Source organism: Micromonospora sp. NPDC049114 (assembly GCF_040648635.1).
Taxonomy (GTDB): Bacteria; Actinomycetota; Actinomycetes; order Mycobacteriales; family Micromonosporaceae; genus Micromonospora.
In genome coordinates, this window is sequence record NZ_JBEZEA010000003.1 from 429,096 (window position 1) to 445,365 (window position 16,270).

At 70.1% G+C, this 16,270-nt stretch carries 11 protein-coding genes; 5 read left to right on the forward strand and 6 right to left on the reverse strand.

Features of this window, described 5'->3' with window-relative positions:
- Nucleotides 1-22: 22 nt before the first annotated feature.
- The 3 genes from AB0B39_RS14830 to AB0B39_RS14840 all read left to right on the forward strand — a co-directional run bounded on the left by AB0B39_RS14830 (nucleotide 23) and on the right by AB0B39_RS14840 (nucleotide 5,659).
- Complete coding sequence (locus AB0B39_RS14830) at nucleotides 23-1,096, forward strand: right-handed parallel beta-helix repeat-containing protein (protein ID WP_357495558.1); 1,074 nt, start codon at nucleotides 23-25, stop codon at nucleotides 1,094-1,096.
- A 76-nt stretch (nucleotides 1,097-1,172) separates the two neighbouring features.
- On the forward strand, nucleotides 1,173-3,470 hold the full coding sequence (locus AB0B39_RS14835) for a family 20 glycosylhydrolase (RefSeq protein WP_357574560.1): 2,298 nt from the start codon (nucleotides 1,173-1,175) through the stop codon (nucleotides 3,468-3,470).
- Nucleotides 3,467-5,659, forward strand: coding sequence for an RICIN domain-containing protein (locus AB0B39_RS14840; protein ID WP_357574561.1), 2,193 nt, complete (start codon nucleotides 3,467-3,469; stop codon nucleotides 5,657-5,659). Before AB0B39_RS14835 ends, AB0B39_RS14840 begins: the two co-directional genes overlap by 4 nt.
- A 68-nt stretch (nucleotides 5,660-5,727) precedes the next feature.
- Here AB0B39_RS14840 and AB0B39_RS14845 read toward each other — a convergent pair whose 3' ends face one another.
- The 3 genes from AB0B39_RS14845 to AB0B39_RS14855 form a co-directional block, all read right to left on the reverse strand.
- The gene (locus AB0B39_RS14845) at nucleotides 5,728-8,508 is read right to left on the reverse strand and encodes a discoidin domain-containing protein (RefSeq protein WP_357574562.1); all 2,781 of its coding nucleotides are present in this window, start codon (nucleotides 8,506-8,508) and stop codon (nucleotides 5,728-5,730) included.
- A 184-nt stretch (nucleotides 8,509-8,692) separates the two neighbouring features.
- Nucleotides 8,693-9,472, reverse strand: a complete 780-nt coding sequence (locus AB0B39_RS14850) for a DeoR/GlpR family DNA-binding transcription regulator (RefSeq protein ID WP_234581657.1) — start codon at nucleotides 9,470-9,472, stop codon at nucleotides 8,693-8,695.
- Nucleotides 9,473-9,686: 214 nt separating this feature from the next.
- The gene (locus AB0B39_RS14855) at nucleotides 9,687-12,029 is read right to left on the reverse strand and encodes a beta-galactosidase (protein WP_357574563.1); all 2,343 of its coding nucleotides are present in this window, start codon (nucleotides 12,027-12,029) and stop codon (nucleotides 9,687-9,689) included.
- Between the two features lie 337 nt (nucleotides 12,030-12,366).
- On the opposite strand from AB0B39_RS14855, the gene AB0B39_RS14860 reads away from it, so the two are divergent.
- A complete protein-coding gene (locus tag AB0B39_RS14860) occupies nucleotides 12,367-14,091 on the forward strand; it encodes an exo-alpha-sialidase (protein ID WP_357495569.1) in 1,725 nt (574 codons plus the stop codon).
- Between the two features lie 64 nt (nucleotides 14,092-14,155).
- Here the strand turns inward: AB0B39_RS14860 and AB0B39_RS14865 are convergent, their stop codons facing one another.
- The 3 genes from AB0B39_RS14865 to AB0B39_RS14875 are packed head-to-tail and all read right to left on the reverse strand — an operon-like array spanning nucleotide 14,156 to nucleotide 15,710.
- Nucleotides 14,156-14,773 carry a malonic semialdehyde reductase gene (locus AB0B39_RS14865; protein WP_357574564.1) on the reverse strand — a complete coding sequence of 206 codons (618 nt, stop codon included), beginning with the start codon at nucleotides 14,771-14,773 and terminating at the stop codon, nucleotides 14,156-14,158.
- On the reverse strand, nucleotides 14,770-15,330 hold the full coding sequence (locus AB0B39_RS14870; protein ID WP_357574565.1) for a flavin reductase family protein: 561 nt from the start codon (nucleotides 15,328-15,330) through the stop codon (nucleotides 14,770-14,772). The genes AB0B39_RS14865 and AB0B39_RS14870 overlap by 4 nt, the downstream gene beginning before the upstream one ends.
- Entirely contained in the window at nucleotides 15,327-15,710 is a 384-nt protein-coding gene (locus tag AB0B39_RS14875; protein ID WP_357495575.1) for a hypothetical protein, read from the reverse strand. The genes AB0B39_RS14870 and AB0B39_RS14875 overlap by 4 nt, the downstream gene beginning before the upstream one ends.
- A gap of 249 nt (nucleotides 15,711-15,959) precedes the next feature.
- Here AB0B39_RS14875 and AB0B39_RS14880 point away from each other — a divergent pair, with 249 nt between their 5' ends.
- On the forward strand, nucleotides 15,960-16,139 hold the full coding sequence (locus tag AB0B39_RS14880; RefSeq protein WP_030333600.1) for a DUF4236 domain-containing protein: 180 nt from the start codon (nucleotides 15,960-15,962) through the stop codon (nucleotides 16,137-16,139).
- Nucleotides 16,140-16,270 lie beyond the last annotated feature (131 nt).

The window sequence follows — 16,270 nt, forward strand, 5'->3', positions numbered from 1 at the left end:
CCCGCTGTCCGAAGGACCACCCATGACCACACGACTCCCCCGCCGCGCGGTCGCACTGGCGGGCGCCGCCGGTGCCCTCGCCGCAGTCGTTCCGCCCGGCCGCGCCGATGCCGCGATCGCCTCGACGTCCCTCCCGGTGCTCGGCGTCTCCGACGACTGGAACGCCGTCCTCGCCCGTACGCCTCAGGTGCAGCTCGCACCCGGCGCCACGTACACCCTCACCGCGCCGGTCGCCCTGCCCGACCGCTGTCTCATCGTCGGCAACGGCGCGACGGTGACCGTTGCCAACGACCAGACCGGCGCACTGTCCATCATGGGCCGCAGCGGTGTCACCATCAGCGGCGTCCACTTCCTCGGCCGCCAGGCCAGCCCGGTCGGCACCGCGCCACAGTTCGCGCACGTCGCCGTCCGGATCAGCCGCAGCACCGGCGTACGCATCCTGGACTGCGACTTCACGAACTGGCGCGGCGCCGGCCTGGCGATCACCGGCTCGACCGCCGACGACTACTTCGGCTACCGGCTCAAGGTCAGCGGCAACGCCTTTCACCGCTGCTACTTCGGCGTCTCGCTGGCCGACCGCAGTGAGTACTCGCAGTTGACCGCGAACAGCTTCACCTCGTGCCGACTCGCCATCTGGAACTCGTCGGGGAACTGGACGATCAACGGCAACATCACCGTCGGCTGCTACGGCGCCTACTACTCGTTCGCCCAGACCAGCCCGTACGGTGCGCTCGCCGGTGACAACTGGGGGCACGGCAGCCTGACCGGCAACACCTTCAACCACTGCAACGGCGGCGTCCCCGTGCGCTGGAGCACCGCCCTGTCGTTTCCGATCGGCGCGACAGTCCGCGACCCGGGCACCGGTGTGGTCGTCGACGGTGTCCTGCCACCGACCTTCACCGGCAACACCCTCTGGTACAGCGACGTCCGTGCCACGAACCTGCTCGGCACCCGCTGGCTGCTGTCCGGGTGCACGCTCTCCAACCTCGCCGTCACCTGCGCCGGCACCGCGCCGGTGCACCTGGTCGGCACGCAGTCCAACAGCGGCACCGCGCCCCTGTTGCAGGGCAACGTCAAGGACCTCCTACCGCTCTGACCGATCGGGGTACGCGACAGTGATCTCATCCCGCAAGCGGCTTCCTTCTCTCGTACTCGCCTCAGTGCTGGCCGGCGTGGGGCTCGGAGTCCCGACGCCGGCGCAGGCGGCAGCCAACCCGGCACCCCAGGTCGCGCCGAGCGTCCGGGAGTGGACCGGCGGCACCGGCACGTACACGTTGACCCCGTCTTCCCGGATCCTGGTGGACCCCGCGTCCGCCGCCCAGTTGTCGTCGGCCGCGACGTCGCTGCGCGTCGACCTCGGCGCGATCAGCGGCGTGGACGTACCTGTCGTCTCGTCGGCGACGCCCGGGACCGGCGACATCCTGCTCACCCTGGCGAGCACCGACACCGGCATCGGCGACCAGGGCTACCTGCTGACCGCCGGCCCGACAGTCGTGGTCCGCGCGAACGCGGCGGCCGGCGTGTACTACGGCACCCAGACCCTGCTGCAAATGATCAAACAGAGCGCGACGAGGACGACGGTGCCGGCGGGAACGATCCGGGACTATCCGCAGTACCGGGACCGGGGGGTGATGCTCGACGTCGGCCGGCACTTCTACGAGATGGACTACCTGGAGAACCTGCTCCGCCGGATGGCGTGGCTACGCCTGAACACGTTGCGCCTGCACCTCACCGAGTGGAACGGCTTCCGGCTGCGCAGCGACAGGTACCCGGGTCTGGCGTCGGCCCAGTCCTACAGCAAGGCCGACCTGCGCCGGTTGCAGGACGTCGCCAAGCGCTACCACATCACCATCGTTCCCGAGATCGACCTGCCGGGTCACGCGACCGCGATGACGAGGTACGACCCGACGATGCGGTTCAGCTGCGCGTCGATGGACTACGCGCCCTGGCCGGGCGGGTCGAACGGCGGCTGGACGCTGAACCTGACCAAGGAGAACGCCCGCACGTTCGTCATGAACCTGCTGTCGGAGTTCGTGCCGCTGTTCGACGGTCCGTACTTCCACATCGGCGGCGACGAGTACCAGACCGACAGCGCCAAGAACGCATGCCCCGAGCTGGTCAGCTACGCGCAGGCGCGGGGCTTCGCGTACCCCGGTGACGTCTTCACCGAGTTCATGAACCTGATGAACGACAAGGTGCGCTCGTACGGCAAGACGGCCCAGCTGTGGAACTGGTGGGAGACGAACGGCCAGCAGACCAGCATCAAGCCGTCGACCAGCATCGTCCTCACCCCGTACACCGGGTCGCTCAACTACTTCTACAACCTGGGCTACACGGTGGTCGGCGTGCCGGAGAGCACCCTGTACGTGACGCCCGGCCTGAACCTCTACGTCAACACGAAGAACGTCTACGAGAGCTGGACGCCGGACACCAACGCCAAGGTCAACGGCTACCAGATGGCCCGCTGGTCGGACGCCGTGGAGTACCAGAGCGACGAGTGGTTCGACCAGTACGCCAAGCGGCCGGCCGAGGTCCTGGCCGAGCGCCTGTGGGGCGGGCCACGGTCGAGCACCGTGGAGGCGTTCTTCGCCCGCGTGGACACGATCGGGGACGCCCCGGGCGTGCCGAGCGTGGTCCAGGTCAACGACAACACCGTGGGGACCGGCGACAACCAGTTCAGCTACTCGGGCACGTGGTCCTACGGGGCCGGCGGCACCCAGCAGTTCCAGCGCGACGACCACTACAGCAGCACGCTCGACAGCGCCTACCAGGTGCGGTTCACCGGCAACAAGATCAAGCTCTTCGTGGCCCGGGCGCCGAACCACGGCCGGGCGGGCGTCTCGATCGACGGCGGTCCGGAGACTGTCGTCGACCTGTACTCCCCCACCCGGGTGGACCAGTCGATGGTCTTCACCAGCGGACCGCTCGCGCAGGGCTCGCACGTCCTGAAGGTGCGGGTGCTGAACAGCAAGAACGCGAACTCATCCGGTACGGCGGTCACGGCGGACAAGGTCGAGGTGTCCACGGCGGCGATCCCGGTGGCCGCCTTCGACCCGTCGACCGAGTACCGCGTGGTCAACCGCAACAGCGCCAAGGTGCTCGAGGTGCCGGCGGGCAGCGGGGACGGCGGCGGTGCCGTCCAGTGGTCGGGCAACGGCGGGGCGCACCAACGCTGGACGCTCGTCGAGGCCGGCGGCGGCTACCACCGCATCGTCAACCGCAGCAGCGGCAAGGTGCTGGACGTCTCGGGCTCGTCCACCGCCGACGGGGCGAGCGTCGTGCAGTGGACCTACCACGGCGGCGCGAACCAACTGTGGAGCGTCATCCCGGTCGGCACGTACTTCAAGATCATCAACAGAGGTTCCGGCAAGGCGCTCACCGTCGCCAACGCCGCGACCACCGACGGCGCGGCCGTCGTCCAGTCGACCTACCGCGGAGGTACCGAACAGCAATGGACCATCACCCGATGAACTGCCGATCGAGGGCGCCACGGGGCGCGCTGGCCCGGACCGGTACCGCCGCCACCGCCGCGCTCGCCCTCCTGCTGAGCCTGCTGATGCCGGTGTCCGCCGCTCAGGCGGCCACGGCGACGCTGAACTACGCGGTCAACCAGACCTTCAACGGCAGCAGTACCTTCCTCGACAGGTCGGCGGACCTGCCCGCCGTCGCGAACCTGACCCAGGGAGCGATCGCGGTCCGGTTCCGGTCCACGAGCACCGCCGTCGCGAAGAGCTTCTTCAGCGCCTCGCACACCGCCGACGACTCCAGCAACCTGTCGTTCTCCCTCAACGGCGGCGCGGTGTACTTCGAGAACCGGGAGAACGGGGCGTACGCCACGCAGGTGACGTCCACCGGCGGCCCCTACAACGACGGGGTCTGGCACACGGCGATCCTGACCGTCGGCAGCGAGGGCACCCGCCTCTACGTCGACGGGACGGTACGCGCCACCAACCCCTCCACCCGGTTCTTTTCGAACGTCCGGGACCTCACCGGCATGTGGGTCGGCCGCAACGTCGATGCCCAGGGACCGCAGTGGCACTACAGCGGCGACCTCGACTACGTGCGCGTCTACGGCACACCGTTGACGGCGGGTGAGATCAGCGACCTCAGCATGCGCATCGACTACACGATCCCGTTCCTGGACCTGAAGGACGACACGCGCCGCCAGGTGCTCACCGACCGTCAGGCCGGCCAGTACCTCGGGCACCCCGACACCGTCCTGCTCGACGACGGGCGCACGATGTTCGCCGTCTACCCCATGGGCCACGGCACCGGCCAGATCATCCTGAAGCGCAGCGACGACGGTGGCCGCACCTGGACCGGCCGGCTCCCCACGCCGGCGAGCTGGGCCACCAGCAAGGAGACGCCGACCCTCTACAAGGTGGTGAAGCCGAACGGGACGACCCGGCTGCTGCTGGTCAGCGGCCTCCCGGCGAGCCCGGGCGGCTTCAAGACCGCGTACTCCGACGACAGCGGCCGGTTCTGGTCGGAGTTCACCCACCACTTCGCCGATGCCGGCTTCGCCGGGTTCGTCGCCCACGCCACACTGGTGCGCCTCGAGAAGGCCGACGGGTCCTGGGACTTCCGGTACCTGGGCGTCTTCCACGACGGCGGCTACAACAACTGGAAGACCTACCTGAGCTTCGACGCCGCCGGCAACGCCGTCTGGAGCACCCCCACCCGGCTGCTCGCCGCGCACAACGCCATCGAGAAGTACGCCGGCCTCTGCGAGATCGAGATCATCCGGTCGCCGGACGGTCGCCAGCTCGCGCTGCTCGCCCGCGCACAGCACAAGCGCACGAACGCCATGGTCGCGTTCTCCAACGACGAGGGCAACACCTGGACCGAGCCGCGCGAGATGCAGGGCGCGCTGATGGGCGAGCGGCACGCCGCCACGTACGACCCGGCCACCGGTCGACTCGTCATCACCTTCCGCGACATCATCCGCAACAGCGTGAGCAACACCGGCGCGTGGGTGGCCGGCGACTGGGTGGCCTGGGTCGGCACGTACGACGACCTGGTCAACTTCCGCGAGGGCCAGTACCGGGTGCGGCTGCTGGAGGACTTCACGCCCTCGGTCAAGAGCGGCGACACCGGCTACGCCGGCAATGTGGTGCTCCCCGACGGGACGTTCGTGCTGACGTCGTACGGGTACTTCGACCCGGCGGACACGAGCTACCCGTACATCATGACCGTCCGGTTCAGCCTCAAGGAACTCGACGCCCTGAACGGCTCGTTCGACCCGAACGCGAGCTACACGCTCACGAACCGGGCCAGCGGGAAGGTCATGGAGGTCGCGGTCGCCGCACCGGCTGACGGCGGCGACGCCGTCCAGTGGGCCGACAACGGTGGTCTGCACCAGAAGTGGTCGGTAGTTCCCCTCGGCAACGGCTACCACCGCATCGTCAACCGCCGTAGCGGACGCGCCCTCGACGTGGCCGGCAGCTCGACGGCGGACGGCGCGGACGTGATCCAGTGGACGTACTCGGGTGCGGCCAACCAGCAGTGGCGGATCACGCGCGTCGGCACCCACGTCACCATCACGAACCGCAACAGCGGCCGGGTGCTCGACCTCGACGGGACGATCACCGACAACGGCGCGGACGTCGTCCAGCGCACCGCCACCGGCGCGACCCGCCAGCAGTGGTCACTCTCCTAGGACCGTCGTCGCAGGACGCCGCGGGCTGCTCCAGCAGCCCGCGGCGTCGCTTGCACAGGGGTACGGAGTCAGCTCCCCGACGCTGACGCCACAGCTCTGCCGGTGACCGTCAGGTCGGCCACCGTGGTCCACGGCCCCCGGCCGCCGGCCTCGCTCAGTGCCCGCAGGCGCACGTACCGGCCGCTGCGGGCGGCGGTGAACGGCACCACCTTCTGCGTCGACGTGTCGGCGAAGGTTCCCGACGCCACCGGCGTGCCCCAGTTGCTCGGGCTGTCGGAGACGTACACCTCGTAACCGCCGATCCGGCCGTTCACTCCCCCGTCCTGCCGGGGCAGGTACCGCAGCCCGTCGACCTGGTACGTGGCACCCAGATCGAGCTGGATCTCGTGCGGCAGGGGCGCGGCGGTGGACGACCAGGCGGTGTGCCAGAAGGTGGCCGTACTCCCGTCGAAGGCGTTGGTGGCCGCGCCGTTCTCCGCGCTGGTCTCCTCGCTGTCGGCGTACACGAGTCGCCAGTTGTCGCGCGGGATCGGCGGCGGCGTCGTGCTGGTGCCAGCAACGGGCAGCACCGCGCCGTCGATCCGGGTCTGGAACGCGGCGCTCCGCGACCCGGCCTTGATCCGCAGCACGCCGTCCGCGTAGAACCAACCAATGCCCGCCGAGTCGTAGGCGGCCCGGGTGGCGAGCGACGGCAGGGTCTGCCCGGCGACCGTCACCGCGCGGGGAGCTGCCGCCAGGTGCGCGGTGAACTCGTAGGAGCGTGACGACGGCTTGCCCGCGTACGTGCCGGTGGAGGCGCCCACGTCCACGGTGACCGTCCCGGTGCCGGACGTCGGTGCCGTCATGCCGACCTGCTGGGTGGCGTACGCCCCGCCCTGGTAGGCGCGGGTGACGCCGTCGTCCTCGTAGAGCGTGAAGCTCGACGAGCCGCGCGGATACAGGTCGTAGGTGAGCGTGGAGACCGGCTTCTCGCCGGTGTGGTTCATCTGCGGCCACATCGGCACGATCGAGCCGCCCTTGACGAACAGCGGCAGCCGGTCGAGCGGTGCCGCGTACCCGTTCAGGGTGAGCGGGCCCTGGTACACCCGCCCGGTCCAGTAGTCGGTCCAGGTGCCGGCCGGCAGGTAGATGCCGTCGCGCAGCTCGGTGTCGGAGACCACCGGCGCGACCAGGAACGCGTCGCCCGCCATGAACTCGCCCGACGTGGCGTTGCCCCGGGCTACCGGGTCGTTGGGATACTCCAGCACCAGGGCCCGGGTCGCCGGCACGCCTGTCACGCTGGCCACGCGGCTCATCGTGTAGTGGTACGGCATCAGCCGCATCTTGAGCTGGAGGTACCGGCGGTTGATCGACAGGTACGGCTCGGCGTACCGCCAGGGCTGCTTGTCCTGGTAGCCGGCCGCCGGGTTGGTAGCACCCCAGCCGGACATCGTCATGAACGCCGGCGTGAACGACTTCCACTGCAGGTCCCGCACGTAGGTGTTCGGGCTGCCCCCGAAGATCCCGTCGACGTCGCCGGTGGCGTAGTTGAGGCCGGACAGCCCGGCGCCGGCCACGGCCGGCACGGTCCACCGCATGTCGTCCCACCGCCCGTACGTGTCACCGGTCCAGACCACGGCGTTGCGCTGGGTGCCGGCCCACCCGTCGACGGTCCACACGTAGCGACGCGCGTCGGAGTTGCGCTCGATGCCGTCGACCGCCTGCTGAACGCCACGGAAGGCGTTCTGGTAGCCGCCACCCACCCACGCGACGTCGGTCTTGACGCCACGCGTACCGGCGGTGCCCACCTCGTAGTCGATGGACGACAGGCCGCTGGAGGTCCACAGGCCGGTCTGGAAACCGAGCGCCTTGGCGCTGGCGACGGTCGCGGGCAGGTCGGTGTAGCCGCAGCCGTACCCGTCGTTGGGCAGGAACCAGCCCGACGGCATGTCCTTGGCACGGGCGTCCCGCGCGTACGACAGCACGTCGGGTGTCCGCTGGTGCCCGGCCCGGTCGTGGTCGCCCTGGTAGGCCGGGTTGGACGCGTTGAAGCAGTCGGCGTTGCCGAGTTCGAGGCCCCACATCGGGCTCAGGAACGGTTTGCCGGTCACGTCGGTGTACGCGCCGAGCACGCCCTTGAGCGAGTCACCCACGAAGTAGTACGCGTCGAACCGTTCCTCGTTGTGGGTGGTGGTCACCGGCGCGGTGAAGCCGTACGAGCCGGACGCCCACGTGTTGCGCAGGACGCCGTAGCCGTTGGTGGACAGGTAGAAGGGCGCCGGACTGGCGTTGGTGTTCTCCCGCCACTGGTTGTCCACGGCGATCGGCACCGTCTTGTCGCGCAGCGCCCACTCCCCCAGGCGCAGGCCGGTGCCGTAGAACTGCTCGTCCGCGGCGCGGGCCAGCCGCTGCGTGGTGCGGCCCGAGCCCCAGTCGAGGGGCTGCGACTCCCGCCAGATCAGCCTCCCGTCCGGGCGCTGGACCTGCATTGTCAGGGGGCTCTTGGTGATCCGGATGACCACCGCCGCGGTGGCGATGCGGAAGGCGGTGCCCTCGTCGGTCGCCGTGCTGGCGACCGTACCGAAGTCGGTCCGTACGGTGATCTCGTTCGCCGCCGGTTCGGTGAAGGTGCCGTTGGGCGCGACCCAGACGCGGAAGATGTCCGCGCGGGCCAGGGTGAGCCGGATGCGGGCGGCCGTGCTGGTGGTGATGGTGTACGTGTTCCCGGCCCGGGTGAGGCCTGTGGCGCTGCCCGGTGTGCTCGCCCGTGCGGGTACGGCGTGCAGCATCGCGGCGAGCAGGATGAGGACCACGACGGCGGCCCGGGCGGACGTACGGCGGGTGGGCGCGGGCAGCGATGACCAGATCATCGTTTTCTCCCGGTGTGGTGAGGACGACATTCACAGGGACCGATGAAATGGAATGCTGCACCCGCTTGACTCAAGATGCAATAAGTAGCCCGCGATTTTGCATCGAGTTACATCTTTGCCGGGTGCCCGTCATCGACACGACTGCACCGGTAGAAGATCGAGACGCCGGCCGGCGACCTGGCCGTCAGACCTGGAGGACGGTGACCCCGGCCTGCTCGACGAGGCTCACCTGCCGCGGGTCGGCCGACCGGTCGGTGATCAGGGTGTCGATGTCGCCCAACGGGCAGATCCGGTTGAAGCTCCGGCGGCCCAGCTTCGAGGCGTCCGCGACGACTATCGTCCGCGCCGCGCTGGTCACCATGACGTGGTTGACCGCCGCCTCGCCGTCGTTGTGGGCGCTCGCGCCGTGCTGGTGGTCGATCGCGTCCACCCCGAGCACGACGACGTCCAGCGCCACGGACGCGAGCATCGTCTCCGCGATCCGGCCGACCAGCTCGTACGACTGGGTTCGGGCCGTCCCGCCGGTGAGCACCACCCGGATGTGCGGACGCACGATGAGTTCGTGGGCGATGTTCAGCGCGTTGGTCACCACCGTGGCCGCCGACAACTGCCCGTCGGGGTCGGTGCGCAGCGCGAGCGCCCGGGCGACCTCGGTCGTCGTGGTGCCGCCGTTGAGCCCGACCGTGCTGCCCGGCGGGATCAACGCGAGGGCGGCAGCGGCGATCCGCTGCTTCTCCGATGCCTGCCGTACCGCCTTGTAACGCAGCGGCAGGTCGTAGGAGACGTTGGTGACGACCACGCCGCCCCGGGTGCGCGTCACCAACTGCTGGGTGGCCAGCTCGTCGAAGTCACGACGGATGGTCGCCGTGCTCACGCCCAGCTCACGGGCGGTGGACTCGATGTCGAGCTGGCCCTCGACCGCGACCATCTCCAGGAGCCGGTGCCACCGCTCGCGCTGGTTCACGTCCCACTCCGGTCGCTCCGCCTGCCCATGCGGCCATCTTCGCATCTCCGGTGCGTGGGCAGTTCACGGGAACGACTGCGTGGGCAGTTCCCGGGAACGACGCGGGGCCGGTGGGCGACCTGCGCGGCCGCCGCACCGCAACAGGTCGCACACCGACCCCCACCACCCCGGGCCGACCGGTGGTCGCCGCCGGGGTCCGGCCGCCCGGGCGGCGTCAGGACGGCGTGAGCCGCCAGTGCTGGGAGGCGCTGCCGGTGTCGGTCTGCTGCACGATCGTGGCCCCGTTGGTGGTCGCGCCGCCGGCCACGGCCAGGACCTTGCCGGTCTGCACGTTGACGAGCTTCACGAACTCGCCGGACGCCGTCACGACCCGCCACTGCTGGTTGCCGCCGCCGGTAGCGGTCCACTGGATGACCCGCGCCCCGTCGGCCGTGGAGCTCGCCTCGACATCCGCGAGCAGACCCGAGCTGACGCTGGTCATCGTGGTGACGGCACCCACCGCGCCGGCCATCAGCCACGCCTGGTTGGCGCCGCCGTTGGGGGTCCACTGGATCAGCTGCACGCCGGTGACCCGGGACAGGTCCGGCACGTCGAGGGCCCTGCCGCTGGCCCGGTTGACCACCGTGTGGCGGACGGCGCCCGACTGGCCGCTCAGGGTGGCTTCGAAGGAGATCGGCTGGGCCTGCACCTGGTGCAGGTCGAAGACGACGATCTCGTTCGCGCCGACGCGCAGCCACGGCGCCGGGCAGTAGAGCCGCTGCTGGGGCCCCACCTTCCAGTAGCGGCCCAGGTTGCGACCGTTGACCCAGACCACGCCCTTGGTCCAGCGGGACATGTCGAGGTACGTGTCGCCGGTCTGGGTGAGGTTCACGGTGGCCTTGAAGAAGATGCCGGGCCGCGAGCTGTTGGTGAGCACCGGACGGAGGCCGGCCACGAACGCCTCGTCGACCGGCAGCAGGTGCGTCTGCCAGTTGGTCAACGTGCCGGTCAGGGTGCCTGCGTCGATGAGGGACACGCGTTCGGTGATGCCCTTGCGGTCGACGAGCGCCTGACCGTAGTTGTTGCGGCCCATGCCCTCGACCAGGATGTCGAGCGTGGGGCTGCCGCTCGCCGAGGTCTTCAACGCCAGCGGCGCGTCCTGCACCGTCACGCCGAGCGGCGTGGTGTAGGCCGCCGGGAGGTTGCTCCGGGACATTCCGCCCTGGTAGACGCCGTCGAGGAACACCGTCGCGTAGTCGCGTACCGACCTGATGTCCAGCGTCGCCCGGGTGTAGCCGGGCAGGACCCGGCGGTAGAGCATGAAGCCGGAGTTCTGGCCGTACATCTCCATCGGTTGCGGATTCGTCTGGGTCGGCAGCGCCGCCGGCAGGTTGTCCCACAGCGAGGCGTACGGCGTGGGCAGCACCGCCTGCCCGCCGGTACGCACGATGGTGGGGATCGGCGCCGGCACGGCCGGCAGCGTCACCCCGAGGGCCGTGCCGATGATCTCGCGGTAGGTCGGATACAGCCGTGAGGGGGCGCCCTGCTCGGTGATCGGCGCACCGTAGTCGTAGGTGGTGATGTCCGCCTGGTAGCCGGAGCCATTGTCGGCGGCGTTCGCACCCGCGGAGTAACCGAAGTTCGTTCCACCGTGGATCATGTAGATGTTGAACGACAGCCGGCCGGCCATCAGGCCCCGCAGCTGGCTGGAGATGTCGGTGTTCGAGCCGGCGAAGCCACCGTCGCCCCAGTGGGTCAACCAGCCCGGATAGAGCTCGCCGGACATGGCCGGGACGGTCGGGAAGGACTGCCGCGCGGCGGCGATGGCGGCGGCGTCACCACCGCTGAGCGCGATCGCGCCACCGGTGACGACAGTCCGGTTGCCCTGCACCTGGCCGAGGCCGTCCTCGGTGTAGAACGGTCCGGTGATCCCGGCCCGCAGCCACAGCTGTCGCAACTCCTCCAGGTAGACGGCGTCGTTGCCGTACGAGCCGTACTCGTTCTCGATCTGGACCATCAGGATCGGCCCGCCGTTGGCCACCATGAGCGGCTTGACCACCGCGGCGAGCGCGGTGATGTAGCGCGTGACGGCGGCCATGTAGTTGGGGTCGGCGGCGGTGCGGACGCGCAGCCTGATGCTCGGGTTGCGCAGCAGGTACGGCGGTAGACCACCCAGGTCCCACTCGCCGCAGACGTACGGGCCGGGACGCAGCAGCACGTACATGCCCTCGGCCTGGCACAGGCGGATGAAGCCGGCGATGTCCCGCCGATCGGTGGTGAAGTCGAAGACGCCAGGTCGTTCCTCGATGTGGTTCCACATCACGTAGATGGCGATCGTGTTCATGCCCATCGCCTTGGCCATCTGGATCCGGTGCCGCCAGTACTGCACCGGGATGCGGGCCGGGTGCATCTCGCCGCTGCGGATCTGGAACGGCTGGCCGTCGAGCAGGAAGTTGCTGCCGTCGGCGGAGAACCCGAAGGTCTGCGCCGCCGCCGCGGCGTTGGCCGGGCCGCCCGAGGTCAGCATCGCCGCGAACGGACTGAGCACGCCGAGGGTGAGGAGTTGGCGCCGTTCCATGGGGTCTCCTTCGGACAGGCGTCGCCGGCGGCGGTCGCGGGCCGTGGACGGGCCCGATCGCCGGGATGACGAAGGTGGTCGATGCGGTCGAGCCTGCCAGACGACGCAACATGATGTAAATATGTACGCCCTATCCGGCATCTTCGATCAGAGCGGCCGTCCACCCTGGACGCCCACGCCCCCGCGCACCGTCCCGCGTCGATCTATTGACGACCGGCCGACGTCCGGTTAGCGTCCCGACATCAGATATCCGACGTCTTACGCCCTACTTCCCCCGTTCGCACCCCCGTCCCCCGGAAGGAATCTTGTGTCTCCTGTCCGAGCACTGTCGCGCCGAGTGACAGCTGTCGTGGCCGCCGTCCTCGGTGTGGCCGCGATCCTGCCCGCCACGCCAGCTCACGCCGCCCCCGCCGGCGTGAGCGCCACCGCCAGCGCCGACTGCACGACCGGCCGGCTCAACCTGCGGCTCACCAACGGCAGCACCACCGCGCAGACCTTCACCGTCACCTGGCCGGGCCGCACCAACTCGCCCTGGACCCGGACTGTCGCAGCCGGCAGCAGCAGCAACGAGCTGTACTGGACCCTCCCCGCGGGCACCCCGTACACCCTGCGGACGACCACCCCGACCGGGCTGGACGACACCTCCGCCGGCATCTTCCACTGCGGCACCGGCATGTCCGCGCTCGCCAGTTACGACTGCACGGCCGGCCGGCTCCAGCTCGCCCTGGAGAACCGCACCACCACCGCCCGCGACTTCACCGTCACGTGGCCCGGGCGCACCGGATCCCCGTGGACGCGCAGCATCGCGGCCGGCGGCAACTACCTGCACTACTGGACCGTCGGCGCCGGCACCGCGTACACCCTGCGGGTCACCGCTTCCGGGTTCGACACCACGGTGCGCGGCACCGCCGGGTGCGGCCTGGCCGCCGGCACCCCGCAGATGAACAGCACGGCGGTGCTGACCACCCAGAGCGTCATCCGCAACCTCAACGGCGCCAACGGCCGGTACGACGGAACGGTGGCCTCGGTTCGGATCCCGGGCATGGCCGTCACCAACAACGGCACCGTCATCGCCGTCGCGGACGCCCGGGTCAACGGCTCGTACGACCTGGGTGGCGGCACCAACAACATCCAGATCGCCATGACCCGCAGCACCGACGGTGGACGTACCTTCGACCAGCCGCGCGTCATCCACGCGCCGGCCACCATCAGTGAGGGATCGGGCGACCCGAGCCTGCTGGTGGACCGCACCACAGGTGTCGTCTACTGCTTCTACACCCGCTCCCCCAAGCCGGGCATCAGCTTCTGGTCCGGCTCCTCGGGTCTCAACACCGCCGACGACCCGAACAGCCTGCACCTGCAATACATCACCAGCCGGGACAACGGCGCCACCTGGAGCGCCCCGGTGGAGCTGAACCCGACCATCAAGGTGGCGACCTGGCAGCAGGCGTTCTTCTCCTCCGGGCACGGCATCCAGAGCAGCACCGGACGCCTCATCCAGCCGTTCGTCTACCGGGACGCGGCGGGCCTCACCCAGACCGGCAACATCTACAGCGACGACCACGGCGTGACGTGGCGGCGCGGCGGACCGGCGGGCGGGAACATCAACGAGAGCAAGGCGATCGAGCGCGGCACCGGCGCGATCGTGCAGAACATGCGGCACAACAGCACCCGCAGCCGGTTCTACTCCACGTCCACCGACGGTGGCGTGACGTTCGGCCCGGCCACGGCCAGCGCCGTGCTGACCGACCCGCTGTGCAACGCCGACGAGATCTCCTACCTGCGCCCGTCCGAGGTGGGCACGAACGGCGCTCCGGTGCGCACCCGCACCGCCCTGTTCAGCAACAACGCCGCCCCGGCCGCGCGCAACGACCTCACGGTCCGGCTCTCCACCGACGACGGCGCCAGCTGGCCGGCCCGTGCGCTGGTCAAGCCGGGCGGCGCGGGCTACTCGACGATGGCCGTGCTGAACGACGGGACGGTCGGCAACCTGTACGAGGTGGGCGACACCGGCGGGATCTTCTTCGCCCGCTTCACGGTGGACTGGGTCAAGGGGGCCTGACCCGCGACCTTCCGTCCCCGGTGCCGGCGTTCCTCCGGCACCGGGGACGGTCCCGTCTTCCCGGTCAGCAGTCGAGGGTGCGGATCACGTCCCCGGTGTCCAGCCGGGGCAGACGTGCCGGCCCGGTGTACGGGGCCGGGTGCCCGAGGTTCAGCAGGAGCAGCACCTCGTGCCGACCGTCGGGGAGGAACTCCCGCTGGACGCCCGCGACGTCGAAACCGGCCATCGGGCCGGCGGCGAGACCGGCGGCGCGGACACCGACGATCAGGTAGCCGATCTGCAGGGTCGCGCTGAACCGGGCCTGCTCGACGCGCGCGGCCCGGTCCGTCAGCCACTCCCGGGCCTGTGGACGGTGCGGATACAGCTCGGGCAGCCGCTCGTGAAAGTCGACGTCGGCGGTGAGGATCGCGGTCAGCGGCGCGCTGGCCGTCTTGGCCCGGTTGGCGCTGGACAGGTACGGCAGCAGCCGGGCCCGGGACTCCGGCGAGCGCAGCAGCAGCACCCGCAGCGGCTGGCCGTTGTACGCGGTCGGCCCGTACCGGATCAGCTCGTGGATCGCCGCTATCTGCGCGTCGGTGACCGGTTCGTCGGTGAACACCTCGGCCGTTCGGGCCGCCCGGAACAGCAGGTCCTGGGCGGCCCGGTCCAGCGCGAGCAGGTCGGACGTGGTCGGTGCGGTCATGCCGGCGCTGCCGTGGTGTACCCACCCCGGTGGTGCACCAGCGGGGCACCGTCGCCGCCGTCGCTCAGGGCGAGCGGTTCGGCGATCACCAGCATGTGGTCGCCGGCCGGGACGCGGTGCACCACCCGGCAGAGCAGCCGGGCCAGCACCCCGCTCAGCAGCGGCACCCCGAACGGGCCGGGTGTCCAGTCCGGGTAGGCGGCGAACCGGTCGATGCCGCTGGTGGCGAAGACCGTCGCGGCTTCCCGCTGCTGCGCGGCCAGCAGATGCACCGCGACGTGCTCGGCGCGGGCCAGCACCGGCCAACTCGACGACGCCGTGCCGAGGCAGAACGAGACGAGCGGCGGATCCAACGAGACCGAGGTGAACGAGGTGGCGGTGAACCCGGCCCGCACGGGTGCGCCGATCCCACCCAGGCAGGCCGGGTCGGTGGTCCGGGCCACGGCGGTGACCACCGTGACGCTGGTGGCCTGCCGGCGCAGCAGCGCGCGGAACAGGTCCCGGTCCACCGGTCGCAGCTCGGTCGCGTCCGTCGTCGGACGCTCCACGGTGGTCACGCCGGCACCAGGGTCGGCGCGGCGTACGAGCTGGCCGGCCGGGGCAGGCCGGTGAGGTCGATGCCGAGCATCCCGGAGAGCTGCGCGAGGGCGTACTCGGGGACGATCAGCTCCTCCAACTCCGCGGCGAGCGTCCGTGCCTCGGCCTCGGTGCCACCGATTACGGGCGCGATGCCGGGCAGCACCTTCACCAGGTCGGGGTCCCGGCCGGCGGCGGTGACCTGGCGGCGCAGCTCGGCGTGGGCCACCTCGTGCACCCGGTCGGTGTCGGCGAAGATCCCGCCGGAGGTGTCGAAGACCAGCGCGTCGTCATCCCAGCCGTCCCAGAGCCGGTCGACGTGCACGCAAGCGATGAGGAGGAGCTCATCCCGCTGCGACATGACCTCATGCTGCCGCCGGTCGCAGCGACCGGTCAACGGTCTTCCAGAAGGTGAGACTTTCATCGCCAGCGATGTTACGAAGCGCCTCTAGCAGCGTTTACCGCGGCGCAACACCTATCTGATGAATAGAGATTGCCGCCTCGTGCCGCAGCACCGTCCACCGGGGACGACGAGGGGGTTTCGGATTTCGTCCGTTCGGGCATGTTCGATCTCGACACGGCAGGGAACGGTGACGAGGGGAGACCTCCGATGGGCCTCATGTTTCGCAAGCGCAAGAAGTACGGTCCGATCATCCTGAACTTCACCGAGAACGGCTTCTCCTCGTGGAGCATCAAGATCGGGCGCTGGTCCTGGAACTCGAAGGCCCGGGCGCACCGCGTCGACCTGCCGGGTCCGCTGTCCTGGAAGCAGGACAAGTCCCGGTCGTAGCGTCCCGGGAGTCGAGCGGGGTGCCGGTGATTCACCGGCACCCCGCTCGGCGCGCCGATGACCCCGTTGTCCACCAGCATGACTACCCGTCCCCGGGTGGCCACCGCTGCGGTCGCGCCGTCAGATCCCAT